This window comes from Streptomyces sp. AHU1, from assembly GCF_045343905.1.
Lineage (GTDB): Bacteria > Actinomycetota > Actinomycetes > Streptomycetales > Streptomycetaceae > Streptomyces > Streptomyces triticiradicis.
The window spans coordinates 5,868,776-5,885,514 of record NZ_CP174283.1; the positions used below are offsets into that span (position 1 = coordinate 5,868,776).

The 16,739-nt window shown below is 71.8% G+C and carries 15 protein-coding genes and 2 tRNA genes; 9 read left to right on the forward strand and 8 right to left on the reverse strand.

Annotated elements, in window-relative coordinates; translation table 11 throughout:
- The first annotated feature begins 33 nt into the window (after positions 1-33).
- From ACICHK_RS26280 to ACICHK_RS26295, 4 genes are all read left to right on the forward strand, one after another.
- Positions 34-1,149, forward strand: coding sequence for an SDR family oxidoreductase (locus tag ACICHK_RS26280; RefSeq protein WP_151472807.1), 1,116 nt, complete (start codon positions 34-36; stop codon positions 1,147-1,149).
- A gap of 336 nt (positions 1,150-1,485) precedes the next feature.
- Positions 1,486-1,947 (forward strand): molybdenum cofactor biosynthesis protein MoaE, encoded by a 462-nt coding sequence (locus ACICHK_RS26285; protein ID WP_151472808.1) that lies wholly within the window; start codon positions 1,486-1,488, stop codon positions 1,945-1,947.
- 184 nt (positions 1,948-2,131) lie between these two features.
- Positions 2,132-2,317 (forward strand): hypothetical protein, encoded by a 186-nt coding sequence (locus ACICHK_RS26290; RefSeq protein ID WP_151472809.1) that lies wholly within the window; start codon positions 2,132-2,134, stop codon positions 2,315-2,317.
- A 210-nt stretch (positions 2,318-2,527) separates the two neighbouring features.
- On the forward strand, positions 2,528-3,625 hold the full coding sequence (locus ACICHK_RS26295) for a PDZ domain-containing protein (protein ID WP_406838808.1): 1,098 nt from the start codon (positions 2,528-2,530) through the stop codon (positions 3,623-3,625).
- 72 nt (positions 3,626-3,697) lie between these two features.
- Here ACICHK_RS26295 and ACICHK_RS26300 read toward each other — a convergent pair whose 3' ends face one another.
- Positions 3,698-4,240: a PPA1309 family protein gene (locus tag ACICHK_RS26300; protein ID WP_406838809.1), complete on the reverse strand. Its 543-nt coding sequence runs from the start codon at positions 4,238-4,240 to the stop codon at positions 3,698-3,700.
- A 164-nt stretch (positions 4,241-4,404) separates the two neighbouring features.
- Here ACICHK_RS26300 and ACICHK_RS26305 point away from each other — a divergent pair, with 164 nt between their 5' ends.
- The 4 genes from ACICHK_RS26305 to ACICHK_RS26320 all read left to right on the forward strand — a co-directional run bounded on the left by ACICHK_RS26305 (position 4,405) and on the right by ACICHK_RS26320 (position 9,799).
- Positions 4,405-7,371, forward strand: coding sequence for a UPF0182 family protein (locus ACICHK_RS26305; RefSeq protein ID WP_406841326.1), 2,967 nt, complete (start codon positions 4,405-4,407; stop codon positions 7,369-7,371).
- 64 nt (positions 7,372-7,435) lie between these two features.
- Positions 7,436-7,509, forward strand: a tRNA-Met gene (locus ACICHK_RS26310).
- A gap of 228 nt (positions 7,510-7,737) precedes the next feature.
- Positions 7,738-9,588 (forward strand): sel1 repeat family protein, encoded by a 1,851-nt coding sequence (locus ACICHK_RS26315; RefSeq protein WP_406838810.1) that lies wholly within the window; start codon positions 7,738-7,740, stop codon positions 9,586-9,588.
- 137 nt (positions 9,589-9,725) lie between these two features.
- Positions 9,726-9,799 (forward strand) — tRNA-Met (locus tag ACICHK_RS26320).
- 106 nt (positions 9,800-9,905) lie between these two features.
- Here the strand turns inward: ACICHK_RS26320 and ACICHK_RS26325 are convergent.
- The 4 genes from ACICHK_RS26325 to hisN form a co-directional block, all read right to left on the reverse strand.
- Positions 9,906-10,328 (reverse strand): Fur family transcriptional regulator, encoded by a 423-nt coding sequence (locus ACICHK_RS26325; RefSeq protein ID WP_406838811.1) that lies wholly within the window; start codon positions 10,326-10,328, stop codon positions 9,906-9,908.
- Between the two features lie 211 nt (positions 10,329-10,539).
- Positions 10,540-10,932 (reverse strand): cyclic nucleotide-binding/CBS domain-containing protein, encoded by a 393-nt coding sequence (locus ACICHK_RS26330; RefSeq protein WP_406838812.1) that lies wholly within the window; start codon positions 10,930-10,932, stop codon positions 10,540-10,542.
- Between the two features lie 293 nt (positions 10,933-11,225).
- Complete coding sequence (locus tag ACICHK_RS26335; RefSeq protein ID WP_406838813.1) at positions 11,226-11,732, reverse strand: hypothetical protein; 507 nt, start codon at positions 11,730-11,732, stop codon at positions 11,226-11,228.
- A gap of 66 nt (positions 11,733-11,798) precedes the next feature.
- Positions 11,799-12,599 (reverse strand): histidinol-phosphatase, encoded by an 801-nt coding sequence (gene hisN / locus ACICHK_RS26340; protein WP_151472816.1) that lies wholly within the window; start codon positions 12,597-12,599, stop codon positions 11,799-11,801.
- A 382-nt stretch (positions 12,600-12,981) separates the two neighbouring features.
- Here hisN and ACICHK_RS26345 point away from each other — a divergent pair, with 382 nt between their 5' ends.
- Positions 12,982-13,590 (forward strand): TetR/AcrR family transcriptional regulator, encoded by a 609-nt coding sequence (locus ACICHK_RS26345; RefSeq protein WP_151472817.1) that lies wholly within the window; start codon positions 12,982-12,984, stop codon positions 13,588-13,590.
- A gap of 45 nt (positions 13,591-13,635) precedes the next feature.
- Here the strand turns inward: ACICHK_RS26345 and ACICHK_RS26350 are convergent, their stop codons facing one another.
- From ACICHK_RS26350 to aroA, 3 genes are all read right to left on the reverse strand, one after another.
- Positions 13,636-13,959, reverse strand: a complete 324-nt coding sequence (locus ACICHK_RS26350) for a multidrug efflux SMR transporter (protein ID WP_103548063.1) — start codon at positions 13,957-13,959, stop codon at positions 13,636-13,638.
- Positions 13,960-14,268: 309 nt separating this feature from the next.
- The gene (gene rsgA, locus ACICHK_RS26355) at positions 14,269-15,282 is read right to left on the reverse strand and encodes a ribosome small subunit-dependent GTPase A (RefSeq protein WP_151472819.1); all 1,014 of its coding nucleotides are present in this window, start codon (positions 15,280-15,282) and stop codon (positions 14,269-14,271) included.
- A gap of 16 nt (positions 15,283-15,298) precedes the next feature.
- A complete protein-coding gene (aroA, locus tag ACICHK_RS26360; protein ID WP_406838814.1) occupies positions 15,299-16,639 on the reverse strand; it encodes a 3-phosphoshikimate 1-carboxyvinyltransferase in 1,341 nt (446 codons plus the stop codon).
- Between the last annotated feature and the right edge of the window lie 100 nt (positions 16,640-16,739).

The following is a 16,739-nucleotide window of genomic DNA, read 5'->3' on the forward strand; positions in this document are numbered from 1 at the left end:
CCCATTACTGAAGACAACCGCTGGAGACGCCCGGTGAGTTCCCCAGATCCGCAGGTTCGCGCAGCGCGAAACCACTCAACCAGCCCAGCCTCGCGCGGCCCCGTCGTCGCGGTCACCGGCGCCGCGGCCGGGGTGGGGGCGCTGCTCACCGAGCGGCTGGCCGCCAGCGAGGAGATCAGGCAGGTCGTCGCCATCGACGAGCGGCGCGGCGAGTGCGCCGACGCGCAGTGGCACATCCTGGACGTCCGGGACCCGGCGATCGCCGAGAAGCTGCGCGGAGCGGACGTCGTGGTCCATCTGGCGCTCGACCTCGATCTGGAGACGGACGCGGCGGCCCGGACCGCCTACAACGTCCGGGGGACGCAGACCGTGCTCACCGCCGCCGCGGCGGCCGGGGTCCACCGGGTCGTGCTGTGCACGTCGGCGATGGTCTACGGAGCGCTTCCCGACAACGAGCTGCCCCTGTCCGAGGACGCCGAACTGCGGGCGACGGCCGAGGCGACGGGCGTCGGCGACCTCCTGGAGATCGAGCGGCTCGCGCGCCGCGCGCCGCGGGCGCACCCGGGGCTGAACGTGACCGTCGTACGGCCCGCGGTGCTCGTCGGCGGCGGTACGGACACCGCGCTGACCAGGTATTTCGAGTCTCCCCGGCTGCTGGTGGTGACCGGGTCGACGCCCGCCTGGCAGTTCTGCCACGTCGAGGACCTGTGCGCCGCGCTGGAGTACGCGGTCGTCGAGAAGGTCGAGGGCGAGCTGGCCGTCGGGTGCGACGGGTGGCTGGAGCAGGAGCAGGTGGAGGAGCTGAGCGGGATCCGGCGGATGGAGCTGCCGTCCGCGGTCGCGCTGGGCGCCGCCGCCCGGCTTCACCGGATCGGGCTCACCCCGTCGCCCGCCGGGGACCTCGCCTACACGATGTACCCCTGGGTGGTGAGCGGGAGCAGGCTGCACGACGCCGGGTGGCGCCCGCGCTGGACCAACGAAGAGGTCCTGGCGGAGCTGCTGGAGGAGGTCGCGGGGCGGCACACGGTGGCCGGTCGGCGGCTGGGCCGCAAGGACGCGACCGCGGCGGGCGCGGCGGGCGCGACGGTGGCGCTGCTGGGCGCGGCGGCGGTGGTCCGCCGGGCCCGGAAGGCCCGGCGCAGGTTCTGACACCGGGGCCGTGCCGGCGCGGTGCCGGGACGAACGGTGGCGAGGCGGCGCCGGTCCTCCTTTGCCGCGCCGTGCCGGGAGCGCCGTACCGGGCCGTGCCGGGCGTGCCGTACCGCGTGGCGTCGGGCGTGCCGTACCGCGTGGCGTCGGGCGTGTCGAGCCGGGCGGAACCGGTCCGCTCCGTGGGCGCGGTCCTCCCGGCCCCATGGACCGACGGCCCCGGGTCCTGGCCCGACGGCACGCCCGGGTGGTCCGGAGAGGGTTCCGGGCGGTACGCGCGCGTACCGGGTGGGAGCCGTGTTCCACGGGGCCGACGGGGTGGGGCACGATGGGTGCATGGCACCTACCTATGACCACCCCGGTGAGCGGGCCGCTCAGGATCCGGTCCGGCTGCTCGCGATCCGCGACGAACCGCTCTCCCTGGACGAGGTCTTCAAGGCGGTGGGGGACGACGCCGCCGGGGGGACCGCGTTGTTCGTGGGGACCGTGCGCAACCACGACGCGGGTGCCGACGTCGACGAGCTCGGGTACTCGTCCCATCCCAGCGCCGAGGCGGAGATGCGCCGCGTCGCGGAGAAGGTGGCCGCCGCCTATCCGGTACGGGCGCTGGCCGCCGTCCACCGGGTGGGCGACCTGCGCGTCGGGGACCTGGCCGTGATCGTCGCCGTGTCGTGCCCGCACCGGAGCGAGGCCTTCGAGGCCTGCCGCAAGCTCATCGACGACCTCAAGCACGAGGTGCCGATCTGGAAGCACCAGAGGTTCTCCGACGGCACGGAGGAATGGGTCGGCGCCTGCTGAGACCCGCGGGACCGTCCGGCGCCGGACACCCACCGGAGCCGCCCGACTTCTCACCGTCGTCCGGTTGCGTAACCAGGGCCCTGCCGTGAGCGTTGACAGTGCGGATGGTTAATCTGCTGAACAGTGCGGATGTTAAATCTGCTGATCAGTCAGTTGCGGTCGCTCATGGGGTTGGGAGGTCGGCATGGCGGCGCTCGCCTGGTTGCTGATTCCGTTGATGGCGGCGATCGGTGCCAGCCTGTGGGGCAGTTGGGCCGGCCGGAATCGCAAGGCCGCGGGAGACGGCGTCGAGCTCGCCGGATACACGCGTTTCCGTGAGGCCATGGAGCGGACCGGCGTCCGGGAGAAGACCCACTCCGACGCGTTCTGAGGTTCGCGGTCCGCCCCTGTCACCGACGCGTCCGGACGTTCGACGGGTCCCGGCGGGCGTCCCGGTCGGCCGGGCGCGTGCGGAACGCCTGGGAACGCCTCGGTCCGCCGCCCGGAACACGGCATTCGCGCCTTACGGGAGGGATTCCGGCCCCTCACGTACGGACGGCCCCGACGGTGCGCTTACACCACCGTCCCGTACTGTCGTTCCATGCCACGCCGCACCGCGACGATGCTCGCCTCCACTCTGATCCTGATCGCGCTCCTGTGCGCGGGAGTGTTCATCAAAGTGCCGTACTCGGAGATGTCGCCGGGTCCCACGGTGAACACGCTGGGTGACCACGACGGTGAGCCGGTGCTGCAGATCTCGGGCCGCAAGACCTACCCGACGACCGGACATCTGAACATGACCACGGTCCGGGTCACGAGCGCCGACTACAACATGAACCTCGTCGAGGCCGTGTACGGGTGGCTGGCGCACGACAGCAAGATCGTGCCGCACGACACGCTCTACCCGGACGGCAAGACCGAGCAGCAGTCGACACAGGAGAACGCCGAGGAGTTCAGCCAGTCCCAGGAGAGCGCCAAGGTGTCCGCCCTGAAGGAGCTGGGCATCCCCGTGAAGTCCTGGGTGATCGTCTCCACCGTCGTCAAGGGTTCCCCGTCCGAGGGGCGGCTGCACGCCGGTGACGTCATCAAGGCCGTCGACGGCACGGCCGTGAAGGCGCCCGACGACGTCGCGAAGCTCGTCACCAAGCACAAGCCGGGTCAGAAGACCGTGTTCACGATCGTGCCCGCCAAGGAGCAGGCCGCCGCCACCAAGGAGCACACGACGGCGACCGCGACCAAGGACGTGACGATAACCACGGCCAAGTCCGACGACAGCGGCACCGGCCGCGCCATCGTCGGGATCTCGGCCGGGATCGACCACACGTTCCCGTTCACCATCGACATCAAGCTCGCCGACGTCGGCGGCCCGAGCGCGGGTCTGATGTTCTCGCTCGGCATCGTGGACAAGCTCACTCCGGGGAACCTCACCGGAGGCAAGTTCGTGGCCGGCACCGGCACCATCGACGACAACGGCAAGGTCGGCCCGATCGGCGGCATCGACATGAAGACGGTCGGCGCGCGCAACAAGGGCGCCCAGTACTTCCTGACCCCCAAGGACAACTGCGCCGAGGCCGCCAAGGACACCCCCGACGGGCTCAGGCTCGTCAAGGTCGACACCCTCGACGACGCGATGAAGGCCCTCAAGGACATCGGCGCGGGCCGCACCTCCGACCTGCCCGAGTGCACCGTCAAGAACTGACGGACACCGCCCGTCCGTGACCGGGGGCGCCCCGCGAACAGCGGGGCGCCCCCGGTCACGTCCGTGCGCGGATCAGTCCGCGAACGTCGCGGACAGCGCCTCCGCGAGGCCCGGCACCAGGCCCGCGCCCGTGAGCACCTCCGTCGCCGCGTCCTTCTCGCGCAGCCGCACCGCCGAGTCGCGGGTGCCGTCGCGCAGGACGCCGACCGTCATCCGCACCTCCTGGCGGTCCGGGTGCGAGGCCACCCACTGGGTCAGCTTCTTGCCGCTCAGGTCCCCGGGGACGGAGGCCTCCGCGGACGGCGGCAGCATCAGCCGCTCCACGGTGAGCGCGCAGCCGACGACGGCGTCGGGCCAGGCGATGGTGCCGAGGAACTCGTCCAGCGGCTTGCCGGCGGGGATCTCCTCCTGCTCGACGGGGGTGAGACCGGTGGTCTCCTGCTCGTGCTCCAGGCCGAGCTGAGCGGCGAGGCCGGGTTCCTGGGCCCGCAGGCGCGCGGTGTCTACGAGGGCGAAGAGGCGGGCGGGCTGGTCCCAGCCGAGGCCGGAGGCGTACTCGTCGATCTCGAGTACGGCCCGGGTCAGGGGGCTCGCTGCCATGGGAGTGTTGGACATGGTCACAATCCTGCCTCGTTCGTGACCTGAATCGGGAACCGAGTAAAGCGTGAGTAAGTTGCATAGATGAGGCTCCCCGATCACGGAGCCTTACTGACGGTCCACCGACATGGGGACCGGACGGAATCGACAGCGACTTCGAGGTGCGCACCTTGGCTTTCCAGATGCCGGACCGCGGCGGAGGCCCGACGGGGCCACGGATCAGAGTGGGCCGGCCGTCCCGGCGTATCCGGACCCTGCTCATGACACTGGGCGTGCTGGCCGTGCTGGCCATGGCCTTCGTCATGTTCGCGGGGTTCTGGACGGACTGGCTCTGGTACCGCTCGGTCCACTACTCGTCGGTCTTCACCACCACACTGTGGACCAAGATCGGGCTCTTCTTCGTCTTCGGTCTGCTGATGGCGGCCGCGGTGGGCTTCAACATCTGGCTGGCGCACCGGCTGCGCCCGCCGCTGAGCGCCATGTCGATGGAGCAGCAGAGCCTCGACCGGTACCGCATGGGCATCGCGCCCTACAAGCGCTGGCTGCTGCTCGCGATCACGTCCCTGGTGGGGCTGATCGCCGGCGCGTCCGCCTCGGGCCAGTGGCGCACGTGGCTGATGTGGGTGAACGGGGTCCCCTTCCACCAGAAGGACCCCCAGTTCCACCTCGACGTCTCGTTCTACGCCTTCGACCTGCCCTGGTACCGCTTCCTGCTCGGCTTCGGCTTCGCCGCCGCCGTGCTCTCCCTGATCGCCGCCGCGCTCACGCACTACCTGTACGGCGGTCTGCGCGTCACCAGCCCGGGAGCGCGCGCGACGGCCGCGGCCACCGGACACCTCTCGGTGCTCCTCGGCGTCTTCGTCGCCCTGAAGGCGGTCGCGTACTGGCTCGACCGGTACGGGCTCGCGGTGAAGTCCAGCGACTTCAAGGCGACCGGCAACTGGACGGGTCTGCGGTACGTCGACGCGAACGCGTACCTGCCCGCCAAGACGATCCTGTTCTGCATCGCGGTCATCTGCGCGCTGCTCTTCTTCGCGACGCTGTGGCGGCGCACCTGGCAGCTGCCCGTGATCGGCTTCGGCCTCATGGTGCTCTCGGCGGTCCTCATCGGCGGCCTGTACCCCGCGATAGTCCAGAAGTTCCAGGTCGAGCCCAACGAGCAGGCCAAGGAAGCGCCGTACGTCGAGAAGAACCTCAAGGCGACCCGCGAGGCGTACGGGATCGCCGGCACCGACGTGCAGGACTACCCGGGGGCGAGCGACACCGAGAACAAGGCCGAGCTCCGCGACGACGCCGACACCGTCGCGAGCATCCGCCTGATGGACCCGAACATCGTGTCGCCGACCTTCCAGCAGCTCCAGCAGGTGCGGAACTACTACGGCTTCCCGTCGAACCTGGACGTCGACCGGTACAGCAAGGACGGCAAGGAGCAGGACACCGTCCTCGGTCTGCGCGAGCTGAACCTCGCGGGCATCCCGAAGAACAACTGGATCAACGACCACTTCCGGTACACGCACGGATACGGCGTCGTCGCGGCCAAGGGCACCGAGGCCGACAGCGAGGGCCGTCCGGTCTTCACCGAGTACAACCTGCCGTCCAAGGGCGACCTCGGCTCGTACCAGCAGCAGGTCTACTACGGCGAGAAGACCACCCAGTACTCGATCGTCGGCGGTCCCCAGAAGGAGATCGACTACTCCGACGACAACGGTGAGAAGACCACCAGCTACAAGGGCAAGAGCGGCGTCAGCCTCGCGAGTCCGGTCAACCGGGCCGCGTACGCGGTGGCGTTCGGCGAGCCGCAGATCCTGTACTCGGGCGCGATCGGTGAGGGTTCGCGGATCCTCTACAACCGCACGCCCAAGGAGCGGGTCGAGGCGGTGGCGCCCTGGCTGACCATCGACGGCGACGCCTACCCGGCGGTCGTCGACGGGAAGATCCAGTGGATCGTCGACGCGTACACCACCACCAACGGCTATCCGTACGCCTCGCGCACCACGCTCGGCGACACCACGGCGGACTCGCTGACGGCCGCCAACAACCAGCGCGCGGTGGTGGCCCAGCAGAACCAGGTCAACTACATCCGCAACTCGGTGAAGGCGACCGTCGACGCGTACACCGGCGACGTCAAGCTCTACCAGTGGGACACCGAGGACCCGGTCCTGAAGACCTGGATGAAGGCGTTCCCGGGCACGGTGAAGTCGGAGAAGTCGATCTCGCCGGAGCTGATGGCCCATCTGCGCTACCCGCAGGACCTGTTCAAGGTCCAGCGCGAACTGCTCACCCGCTACCACGTGAAGGACGCCCAGACGTTCCTGAGCGGCAGCGAGGTGTGGCAGGTCCCGGACGACCCGACCAACAAGTCGGGCAGCGCGGTGCCGCCGTACTACCTGAGCATGAAGCTGCCGGGGCAGTCGTCGCAGGCGTTCTCGCTGACGACGACGATGACGCCCAACGGCCGGGACAACCTGAGCGCGTTCGTGTCGGTCAACGCCGAGGCGGGGACGCCCGGTTACGGCAAGATCAGCGTCCTGAAGCTGCCGACCGGCAGAACGGTCGACGGACCCAAGCGGGTGCAGAGCCAGTTCAACTCCGAGCCGTCCATCGCCGAGTCCATCAGGCTCCTCAGAGGCGGCGACTCGGAGGTCGAGTACGGCAACCTGCTGACCGTGCCGCTCGACGGCGGACTGCTCTACGTGGAGCCGGTCTACGTCCGCGGTGGCGATCTCAAGTACCCGCTGCTGCGCAAGGTGCTGGTCACCTACGGAGGCAGCACCGCCTTCGAGGACACCCTCGGCCAGGCGCTCAACAAGGTCTTCGGGGCCGAGAGTTCGACCCAGCCGCCGGACCAGGACACCACGAAGCCGAAGCCGCCCACGTCGGGCAACCCGACGGTCCAGGCCGCGCTCGACGACGCGCAGAAGGCCTTCGACGACGGACAGGAAGCCCTCAAGAAGGGTGACTGGAAGGCGTACGGAGAGGCGCAGAAGGCCCTGGAGGACGCGCTGAAGCGGGCCGAGGACGCGCAGGCCGCGGCGGACAAGTCCGCCGGCGGCTCCGGTGCGGACAAAACGGACGGCAAGGGCTCCGGCAAGAGCGGTGGGGCCGGAAGCAGTCCCAGTCCCACTCCGAGCGGCAGCCCGAGCGGCTGAAAGAGCTCCGCAAGCAGTTGATCAAGACTGCTCCCCGCGCCGTGATACGGTTGAGGAACAACGGCGCGGGGTGGAGCAGCTCGGTAGCTCGCTGGGCTCATAACCCAGAGGTCGCAGGTTCAAATCCTGTCCCCGCTACTGAAGTCGAAGGCCCGGATCCAGTTCATGGATCCGGGCCTTCGACGTGTGTGACGCCACGCCGGAGAGAGCCGGTGACCTGGCCACTCGCGCGAAGTGCCGCGACATGCGAGGGGAGTTGGGTGATCTGTGTTTGACTTGTCTCTCTGTGGGCATGTCGACAAAACGCTGAAGTGACCTCACTGGCTGCGGTATACCAGGTGTACCCAGGTTGCGGGTGGTGCGACGATGGACGTTATGGGGGACAAGGCAACTCTGTTGGATACAGGGCGGTTTGCGCAGTCTGCCGACTTCGAGCAGCCTGCGGATCTCACGCAGCCTTCCGACCGGGACGAAACCGGCGAGGCCGCCGAGGAGGCACGCCAGTGGTCGGCCGCGCAGGCCGGCGACGTCGAGGCGATGAGCGTCCTCGGGGCCATGCTGCTGCGCCGCGGCGATCTCGACGCGGCCGAACCCCAGTTGCGCGCGGCGACCGCCGCCGGTGACCGTGCCGCCGCCAACAATCTGGGCGTCCTCCTCTACCAGCGCGGATACGCCGACGAGGCCGCCGGATGGTGGCGGATCGCCGCCGTGGCCGGCAGCGCGGCCGCCGCGCACGCGCTCGGCCGGCACCACCGGGAGCGCGGTGACGAGCCCGCCGCCGAGTACTGGCTGCGCCAGTCCGCCGAGCAGGGGCACGCCCTGGGCGCGTACGCCCTCGCCGATCTGCTGGAGCATCGTAGCGACGTGGGTGCCGAGCAGTGGATGCGGGCCGCCGCGGAGCGGGGACACCGCGAGGCCGCGTACCGGCTGGCGCGCACGCTCGACCGCAAAGCCCTGGACTCGGGCGAGGCCGTGGGCGACAACGGTGTCATCGGAGCCGCCGGGCAGGCCGCCGAGCAGTGGTACCGGCAGGCCGCCGCGCGCGGGCACCGCAGGGCCGCGCTGCACCTCGGGGCGATCCTGGAGAAGCGCGGCGACCTCAAGGAGGCCGGGCGCTGGTACCTGACGTCCGCCAAGGACGGGGAGGCGCGTGCCGCGTGCGCCCTCGGGTTCCTGCTGCGCGACGCCGGGGACCCCGACAGCGCCGCCGTCTGGTGGCTGCGGGCCGCGCAGGACGGGGACGGGAACGCCGCCAACGCGCTGGGCGCCCTGCATGCCGAGCGGGGCGAGACCCAGACCGCCGAGCGGTGGTACCGGGCCGCGATGGACGCGGGCGACGTGAACGGCGCGTACAACCTCGCGCTGCTCTGCGCCGAGCAGGGGCGGACCGCGCAGGCCGAACAGTGGTACCGCAGGGCCGCGTACGCCGGTCACCGCGAGGCCGCCAACGCCCTGGCGATCCTGCTGCTCCAGGTCGGCGACGCGGCCGGAGCCGAGCCGTGGTTCTCCAAGGCCGCGGAGGCCGGGAGCGTGGACGCCGCGTTCAACCTCGGCATCCTGCACGCCGGGCGCGCCACCGAGGCCGACGACGCCGCCGCGCTGCGGTGGTACGAGCGCGCGGCCGCCGCCGGACACACCGAAGCGGCGCTCCAGGTGGGCATCGCGCGGCTGCGGGAGGGCGACGAGCCTGCCGCCGAGCGGCATCTGCGGTGCGCCGCGGGAGGGGGCAGCGCCGAGGCCGCCTACCGGCTCGCCACCGTGCTCGACGCCCGGCGGCCCCCGGCGCCCGCGCACGAGCTCGGGGAGCACTCGCAGGAGAAGAGCGAGTGCGAGGAGTGGTACGAGCGGGCCGCGTCCCAGGGGCACCGGCGCGCGCAGGTGCGGGTCGGGATGCTGGCCGCGGCGCGGGGCGACGTGGTGGAGGCGGCGCGCTGGTACCGCGAGGCCGCCGAGGCCGGGTCGCGCAACGGAGCCTTCAACCTCGGGCTGCTGCTGGCCCGCGAGGGGAGCGAGCCGGAGGCGGCGCTGTGGTGGACCCGCGCGGCCGACGCGGGCCACGGGCGGGCGGCGCTCCGGCTGGCGCTCGTGTACGCGCGGCGCGGGGAGCTCGCGGAGGGGCAGCGGTGGGCCGACCGGGCCGTGTCGCTGGGGCCGGCGGAGGTCTCCGAGCGGGCGGCGCGGCTGCGGGACGCCCTGCGGGAGGAGCTGTCCGCGTGAGCGGAGGGGCGGGTCCCGGCGCACCGGCCGGGGAGCCGCCCCGGCCGGTGCGCCGGGACCCGCCGGGGCCGCCGCCGGAGCGTCCGGTCAATGGATTTGCGTCGGCCACGGCCTTGACGTACTGTTCAGTTCATCGACGCGGGGTGGAGCAGCTCGGTAGCTCGCTGGGCTCATAACCCAGAGGTCGCAGGTTCAAATCCTGTCCCCGCTACTGAAGGCCGAGGGCCGGAATCCGAAAGGGTTCCGGCCCTCGGTGCGTTTGCGGTCCCGGCGCGGAAACGCTGCAGCGAACAGCGAACAGGGGTGTGAGCGACCTTCTACGCCGCCATGGCCGCGCAGTCCGGGCAGACGCCCCGGTAGGTCACCTCGACGTCCGAGACGGTGAAGCCGAAGCGCTCCGAGTCGGGGAGGTCGCTGAGCGGGTTGCCGATCGGGTGGACGTCGCGGATCGCGCCGCACCGGGCGCAGACCAGGTGGTGGTGCGGGCGGTGCGCGTTCGGGTCGTACCGCTTGGCGCGCTTGTCCGTGGCGACTTCCAGCACCTCGCCGAGCGAGACCAGCTCACCCAGCGTGTTGTAGACGGTCGCCCGGGAGATCTCGGGCAGCTTGGCCACGGCGCGGGCGTGCACCTCGTCGGCCGTCAGATGGACGTGGTCGCCGTCGAGGACCTCGGCCACGACACGTCGCTGCGCGGTCATCCGCCATCCACGTCCGCGCAGTCGTTCCAACAGGTCACTCATACGAATCAGCGTAACAGCAGGTGAACCAGATCCCGAACAGGTGTGATTTTGGAGTCGTCCTTGATTTGGACAATGTCTATCGAGGGATCGGGTCCGGCACGGCCGGGGACGCGGTGCTTTCCGGTCGACGGAGCGGTGGCGGGCCCGAACCCCGGGTCTGCCCCGGGGGTTCGGGCCCGCCTTCACGCCGGGTCCGGACCCGCGGGTCCGGTCAGGCCGGTACCTGCTGCCGGACGGGAGCCCAGCAGCGGATGATGTCGCGGACCGAGACGATGCCCACCGGGCCGCTGCCGTCGAGGACGATCAGATGCCGGAAGCCGCCGTGCGACATCGCGGCCGCGGCCTCCTCCAGGGTCCAGGTGGGCGCCGCGAAGACGACGTCGGTGGTGGTGTGGCCGCCGGCGGTCTCCGTGTCCGGGTTCTGGCCGTGGGCGAGGGAGTTGAGGATGTCACGCTCGGTGAGGATGCCGAGGCCGGAGGATTCCTCGTCGTGGACCACCGCCGCACCGACGCGGCGCGCGGACATCAGGCGGGCGGACTGTCGGAGGGTGTGTGCCGGGCCGATGGTGAGGACCACCGTGCTCATGGCGTCGCGGACGAGCATGGGCTGGAGCCACCTCCTCGGTGAACCGCAGGCTCCCCGGCTCCTCGACGGAGCGCAAAGAGAAGTGGTTCACAAGTTCACAAGTGGGGGAGCTCTCAGGGTCGCAGTTAAAGGGAGGGTCAACAAGAGGGCGTGTGCCGCGAGTTCGGGGGCGCCCGGGGTTGCCCGGCAGTCCCGGACCCGGCGGGGCTGCTCAGGGGTACCGGCGGTACCGCCGGACGGAAGGGCCGTCCGGCGGGGCGCGCCGACGCGCGATGCCCCGGGCCGACGCGCATCACGCGCCCGTGCGCGGATCAGTGCAGACCGAGCTTCACGATCAGACTCCCGGTCCGGGCCTCCTCGTTCGTGATCTCCGTCCTTCCGTGCCGGCCGATCCGCACGGCGTACGACTTCGAGCCGTCCGGAACTCCCCGTACGGCGACCGGGAACACGCACCTCGCGAAGTCGTCGTAGGCGCCGCCTCCCAGCGACCCGGTCGCGACGACCCGGCCCGCCGAGTCGAAGACGGTCACCGGCGCGCCCTTGTCGAGGTCGCCGAACTCGTGGTCGCCGGCGCAGGGCCCCGAGGCTCCGGGATCGCCCGCGACCTGCACCTCCCCCACCAGGGTGAACGGCCGGTCGCCCGCGGATCTGGAGAGGGTCCAGGCCAGTGCGACGGCACCCGCCCCGATCACGATCCCGGCCGCCGGCCAGGCCACCGGAACACCGGGCGACCGGGCTTCTCGCGCGGGCCGGGCGGATGCCGGCGCCGGTACGGAGGGCGGCGGAGCGCCCCGCTCGTCGAGCGATTCCCCGGGCATGTCCGCAGCATGGCACCGAGCGGCGGCGGTGTGAGTCACCGTCACATCACGGCCGCCGCCCGCCACTCAGTAGCGCTGGTTCAGATACCCCAGCATCTCGTCGTGCAGAAGGCCGTTCGACGCGGCCGCGTTGCCGCTGTGCGGGCCGGGGCGTCCGTCGAGGCCGGTGAACGAGCCGCCCGCCTCGGTCACGACGATCGCGTTCGCCGCCATGTCCCAGAGCGACAGCTCGGGTTCGGCGCAGATGTCGACCGAGCCCTCGGCGACCATCATGTACGGCCAGAAGTCGCCGTAACCGCGGGTGCGCCAGACCGCCTTCGTGAGATCGAGGAAACCGTCCAGACGGCCCTGGTCCTCCCAGCCGGACAGCGAGGAGTAGGCGAAGGACGCGTCGCCCATCCGGGAGACGCTGGACACCCGCAGCCGGGTCGCGGAGGACAGGCTGCGACCGGTGAACGCGCCGTGCCCCTTCGCCGCCCACCAGCGACGGCCCAGCGCGGGGGCGGAGACGACGCCGACGACCGGCTGGTAGCCGCCCTCGCCCGCCTCCATCAGGGAGATCAGCGTGGCCCACACGGGCACGCCGCGGACGTAGTTCTTGGTGCCGTCGATCGGGTCCACGACCCAGCGGCGCGGGCCCGTGCCCTCGATGCCGTACTCCTCGCCGAGGACCGCGTCGCGCGGCCTGGCCCGCTGGAGATGGCCGCGGATCAGTTCCTCGGCGGCCTTGTCCGCCTCGCTCACCGGGGTCATGTCCGGCTTGGTCTCGACCTTCAGGTCGAGCGCCTTGAAGCGGTCCATCGTCGCGGCGTCGGCGGCGTCCGCCAGGACATGGGCGAGGCGCAGGTCATCGCGGTAGTCGGGCATGGATGAACCGTATCTGCCCGCGTCGGGACGGGGCTACACAGGACCGGGGGTGATCGCCGTGCCGTGCCGTGCCGTGTCGGACCGTGCCGGACCGCGCCGTGCCGGACCGCGCCGCGCTGGGCCGGACCGTGCCGTGCCGGGCAAGGCCATGGCGGACGGGGCCCGGGGCGGGCGGACCCGCGGCTCGCGCCCGGTCCGGGCGAGCACGGCTCCGGGGCCCGGGTCCGGTCCGGGGGTCGGCTCATGCCCGGTCCGGTGGCCGGCCCGGGCCCGGACCGGTCGCGCGGCTTCGGACGCGCGCCCCTCGGGGCCGCCGCGAACCCTTGACAGTGCTCCCGCACGCGTCAAATCTGGCTCCAGTGCCGCTCGCCCCAGGGAGGCGATGATGCCCGCAGCGCGAGAATCCCTTCTGGACGCCGCCTATACGGCACTCGCGCGCCGGCCGTGGTCCGCGGTGCGGATGGTCGACGTGGCCGCCATGGCCGGGGTGTCGCGCCAGACGCTCTACAACGAGTTCGGGAGCAAGGAAGGGCTCGCCCGCGCCCTCGTGCGCAGGGAGGCGGACGCCTATCTGGCCGGTGTCGACCGGGCCCTGGCGGCTCACACGGACGCGCGGGAGCGGCTGGCCGCGGCCGCCGAGTGGACCACCTCGGCGGCCCGCAGCAACGCGCTGGTGCGGGCGATGCTGACCGGATGCTGGAGCGAGCGGCTGCCCTCGCCCGCGCTGTCCGCCGTCCCCTCGTCGTCCGCGGTGCCCGCGCAGCGGCGGGCCGACGGACCGCTGCCCTCGCCCACCGACTTCGTGGCGCTGGTCCGCGACCGCGCGGTCGCCGCGCTCGCCCTGTCCAGGGCGGACACCCCCGAGGCCGCACGGGCCTGCGAACTGGTGGTCCGGCTCGCACTGTCGTGGGTCGTCGCGCCGCCCGCCCGGGGCATCACCACGGAGCTGGTCAGGACCGCGCTGGCGCCGTCCCACCGGCTCGGGGTGTGAGGAGCCGGGGGCGTTCCGGGGTGCGGCGGGCCCTCGGGGGCGTCCTCAGTGCGCCGACCCCGACAACTGGAGCCCGATGACGCCGATGATGACCAGGCTGATCGAGACGATCTTGAGGACCGAGACCAGGTCGTCGAGGAAGATCATGCCGTAGACGGCGGTGCCGGCCGCGCCGATGCCGGTCCACACCGCATAGGCCGGACCGACGTCGAGCTTCTTCAGGGAGAGGGTCAGCAGACCGAAGCTGCCGAGGGCGAAGACGCAGAACGCGACGGTGGGCCAGAGTCTGGTGAAGCCGTGCGAGAGCTTCAGACAGACGGCGAAGCCGGTTTCGAGCAGTCCCGCCACGACGACCAGCAGCCACGCCATGATTTGTCCTCCCGCATCACACGTCGACTGCTTAGGGCCTGCCCAGCGGATCATGCCGGAGACGCGGGGCTTGGCACGCCCATCTGCGGCGTTGTCGTCACTCGCCGACGCTCCGCGTCGACTCCCTCCTCCGCCTTGCAGCTGACCGCACCAAGCCCCGCTCACCTTGGCCTGTATGGCACCGTGGGTCTCCTCCGACCTGATCCGCCGGACAGGCCCTCGGCTGGTCCGGGCCGGTTCGGTGCGATTATGCATTCACCGGCCCGGAGAAGCCCTTACCGACGGCGGGGCCGCGCAAACCCGGGGACGTCAGTCGCCCTCGCGGCGTTCGCGCGTGGCCAGCAGACGGCGCAGCGAGTACAGCCGCTGCGGGTCCGCGTGGCCCTCGGCCACCCACTCGTCGAGCGCGCAGTCCGGTTCGTCGTGACTGCACGCCCGGGGGCAGCCCTCCGTGCCCGGTTCGAGATCGGGGAAGGCGTGGATGACCCGGGACGGATCGACGTGGTTGAGGCCGAAGGACCGGACACCGGGAGTGTCGATCACCCAGCCTCCGCCGCCCCCCGCCAGGGGCAGCGCCAGCGCCGAGGTGGTCGTGTGCCGGCCGCGGCCCGTGACCGCGTTGACGTGGCCGGTCGTGCGGCGCCGCTCGGGCGGCACCAGCGCGTTCACCAAGGTCGTCTTGCCGACGCCCGAGTGACCGACGAACGCCGTGATCCTGCCGTCCAGGTGCGCGCGCACCCGGTCGGCGGCGGCCTCGCTGCGCAGCTCCTCGCGGCTGGTCACCACGTAGGGGATGTCCAGCGCGCCGTACAGCTCCAGGAACTTGTCCGGCGGCGCCAGGTCCGACTTCGTGAGCACGAGGAGCGGACTCAGACCGCCGTCGAAGGCCGCCACCAGACAGCGGTCGATCAGCCGGGGGCGCGGCTCGGGGTCCGCGAGGGCGGTGACGATGGCGAGCTGGTCGGCGTTGGCGACGACCACCCGCTCGTACGGGTCGTCGTCGTCGGCCGTGCGGCGCAGCACCGAGCCGCGCGGCTCGATGCGGACGATGCGGGCGAGGGTGTCCTTCTCGCCGGACAGGTCACCGACGATGGCCACCCGGTCGCCGACGACGGCGGCCTTGCGGCCCAGTTCGCGTGCCTTCATCGCCACCACGGCGCGGTCCTCGACCAGACAGGTCAGCCGGCCGCGGTCGACCGTGAGGACCATGCCCTCGACGGCCTCCTCGTGCTTGGGGCGGATGTTCGTGCGGGGACGGTTGCCCTTGCGGTTCGGCCGCTGGCGGATGTCGTCCTCGTCGGTGTGCTTGCCGTAACGGCGCATGATCCAGGTCCGCCCGTCAGTTCCCGAGCATCCCGGCCCACAGCTCGGGGAAGTCGGGCAGGGTCTTCGCCGTCGTCGCCACGTTCTCGATCTGCACGCCTCCCACCACCAGTCCGATGATCGCGCCGGCCGTCGCCATGCGGTGGTCGTCGTACGTGTGGAAGACGCCGCCGTGCAGCGGGCGCGGCCGGATGTGCAGGCCGTCGGCGGTCTCGGTGACGTCGCCGCCGAGTTCGTTGATCTCCTTGGTGAGCGCGGCCAGCCGGTCCGTCTCGTGCAGCCGCAGATGGGCCACGCCCCGCAGTGTGGAGGGGGAGTCGGCGAGCGCCGCGACCGCCGCGACGCCCGGGGTCAGCTCACCGACCTCGCCCAGGTCCACGTCGATACCGTGAATGGCACCCGAACCGGTGAACTCCAGCCCGCGCTCGGTCAGTTCGCAGGAACCACCCATCTCGGTGAAGATCTCCCGCAGCCGGTCACCGGGCTGGGTGGTGCGGGTCGGCCAGTCGGGGATCACGACGGTGCCGCCGGTGACCAGCGCCGCCGCCAGGAACGGCTGGGCGTTCGACAGGTCCGGCTCGACGATCAGGTCGCGGCCGAGCAGCGCGCCCGAGGTCACCCGCCAGACGTTCGGCTCGCCGCCCGACTCCGGGGTGTCCACCTGGGCGCCGACCGCGCGCAGCATGTCCACGGTCATCCGGATGTGCGGCATGGACGGGAGGGTCGAGCCGGTGTGCCGGACCTCGACGCCCTGGTTGAAGCGCGGGGCGGAGAGCAGCAGGGCGGAGACGAACTGGGAGGACGAGGAGGCGTCGATCTCCACCGTCCCGCCGTCCAGGGCACCGCTCCCGTGCACGGTCAGCGGCAGCGCGCCGCGGGCGTCGTCGTCGATCCGGGCGCCGAGCACGCGCAGCGCGTCGATCACGCCGTGCAGCGGACGCTCGTACGACCGCGGGTCGCCGTCGAAACGGACGGGGCCGTCCGCGAGCGCCGCGACGGGGGGCAGGAAGCGCATGACGGTGCCGGCGTTGCCGACGTCGACCGTGGCCGGGCCGCGCAGGCCCGAGGGGATGATCCGCCAGGCCTCGCCGGAGGCGTCCGGGCCCGCGGCGACCGTCGAACTGGAGGCGACCGTCTCCTCGATGCCCACGCCCATCGCGCGCAGCGCGCCGGCCATCAGCAGGGTGTCGCGGGAACGCAGCGGGCGGCGCAGCCAGCCCGGCTCGGAGGCCAGCGCGGCCAGGACGAGAGCGCGGTTGGTGACCGACTTGGACCCCGGCACGTGAACCGTCGCGTCGACGGCTCCGCTTGCGTGCGGGGCTGGCCAGAGGGCGGTGTGGGCGGGGTTCACGGTCATGCGCCCCACTTTAGTGGCAGCGCGCCGGGCGGCCGCGGGTCCGTCACGGCCGGTGGCGCCCGCCCGGGAGGGCCGGACGGGGCATGTGCCGGGGGTGCGC

What these genes read in the sequence shown, in the direction of transcription:
- ACICHK_RS26285 (WP_151472808.1), top strand. Translation starts at nt 1,486, where the DNA reads ATGGCACCTACCTATGACCACCCCGGTGAGCGGGCCGCTCAGGATCCG.
- ACICHK_RS26290 (WP_151472809.1), top strand. Translation starts at nt 2,132, where the DNA reads ATGGCGGCGCTCGCCTGGTTGCTGATTCCGTTGATGGCGGCGATCGGT.
- ACICHK_RS26295 (WP_406838808.1), top strand. Translation starts at nt 2,528, where the DNA reads ATGCCACGCCGCACCGCGACGATGCTCGCCTCCACTCTGATCCTGATC.
- ACICHK_RS26300 (WP_406838809.1), bottom strand. Translation starts at nt 4,240, where the DNA reads ATGTCCAACACTCCCATGGCAGCGAGCCCCCTGACCCGGGCCGTACTC.
- ACICHK_RS26305 (WP_406841326.1), top strand. Translation starts at nt 4,405, where the DNA reads ATGCCGGACCGCGGCGGAGGCCCGACGGGGCCACGGATCAGAGTGGGC.
- ACICHK_RS26315 (WP_406838810.1), top strand. Translation starts at nt 7,738, where the DNA reads ATGGACGTTATGGGGGACAAGGCAACTCTGTTGGATACAGGGCGGTTT.
- ACICHK_RS26325 (WP_406838811.1), bottom strand. Translation starts at nt 10,328, where the DNA reads ATGAGTGACCTGTTGGAACGACTGCGCGGACGTGGATGGCGGATGACC.
- ACICHK_RS26330 (WP_406838812.1), bottom strand. Translation starts at nt 10,932, where the DNA reads ATGCTCGTCCGCGACGCCATGAGCACGGTGGTCCTCACCATCGGCCCG.
- ACICHK_RS26335 (WP_406838813.1), bottom strand. Translation starts at nt 11,732, where the DNA reads ATGCCCGGGGAATCGCTCGACGAGCGGGGCGCTCCGCCGCCCTCCGTA.
- hisN (WP_151472816.1), bottom strand. Translation starts at nt 12,599, where the DNA reads ATGCCCGACTACCGCGATGACCTGCGCCTCGCCCATGTCCTGGCGGAC.
- ACICHK_RS26345 (WP_151472817.1), top strand. Translation starts at nt 12,982, where the DNA reads ATGATGCCCGCAGCGCGAGAATCCCTTCTGGACGCCGCCTATACGGCA.
- ACICHK_RS26350 (WP_103548063.1), bottom strand. Translation starts at nt 13,959, where the DNA reads ATGGCGTGGCTGCTGGTCGTCGTGGCGGGACTGCTCGAAACCGGCTTC.
- rsgA (WP_151472819.1), bottom strand. Translation starts at nt 15,282, where the DNA reads ATGCGCCGTTACGGCAAGCACACCGACGAGGACGACATCCGCCAGCGG.
- aroA (WP_406838814.1), bottom strand. Translation starts at nt 16,639, where the DNA reads ATGACCGTGAACCCCGCCCACACCGCCCTCTGGCCAGCCCCGCACGCA.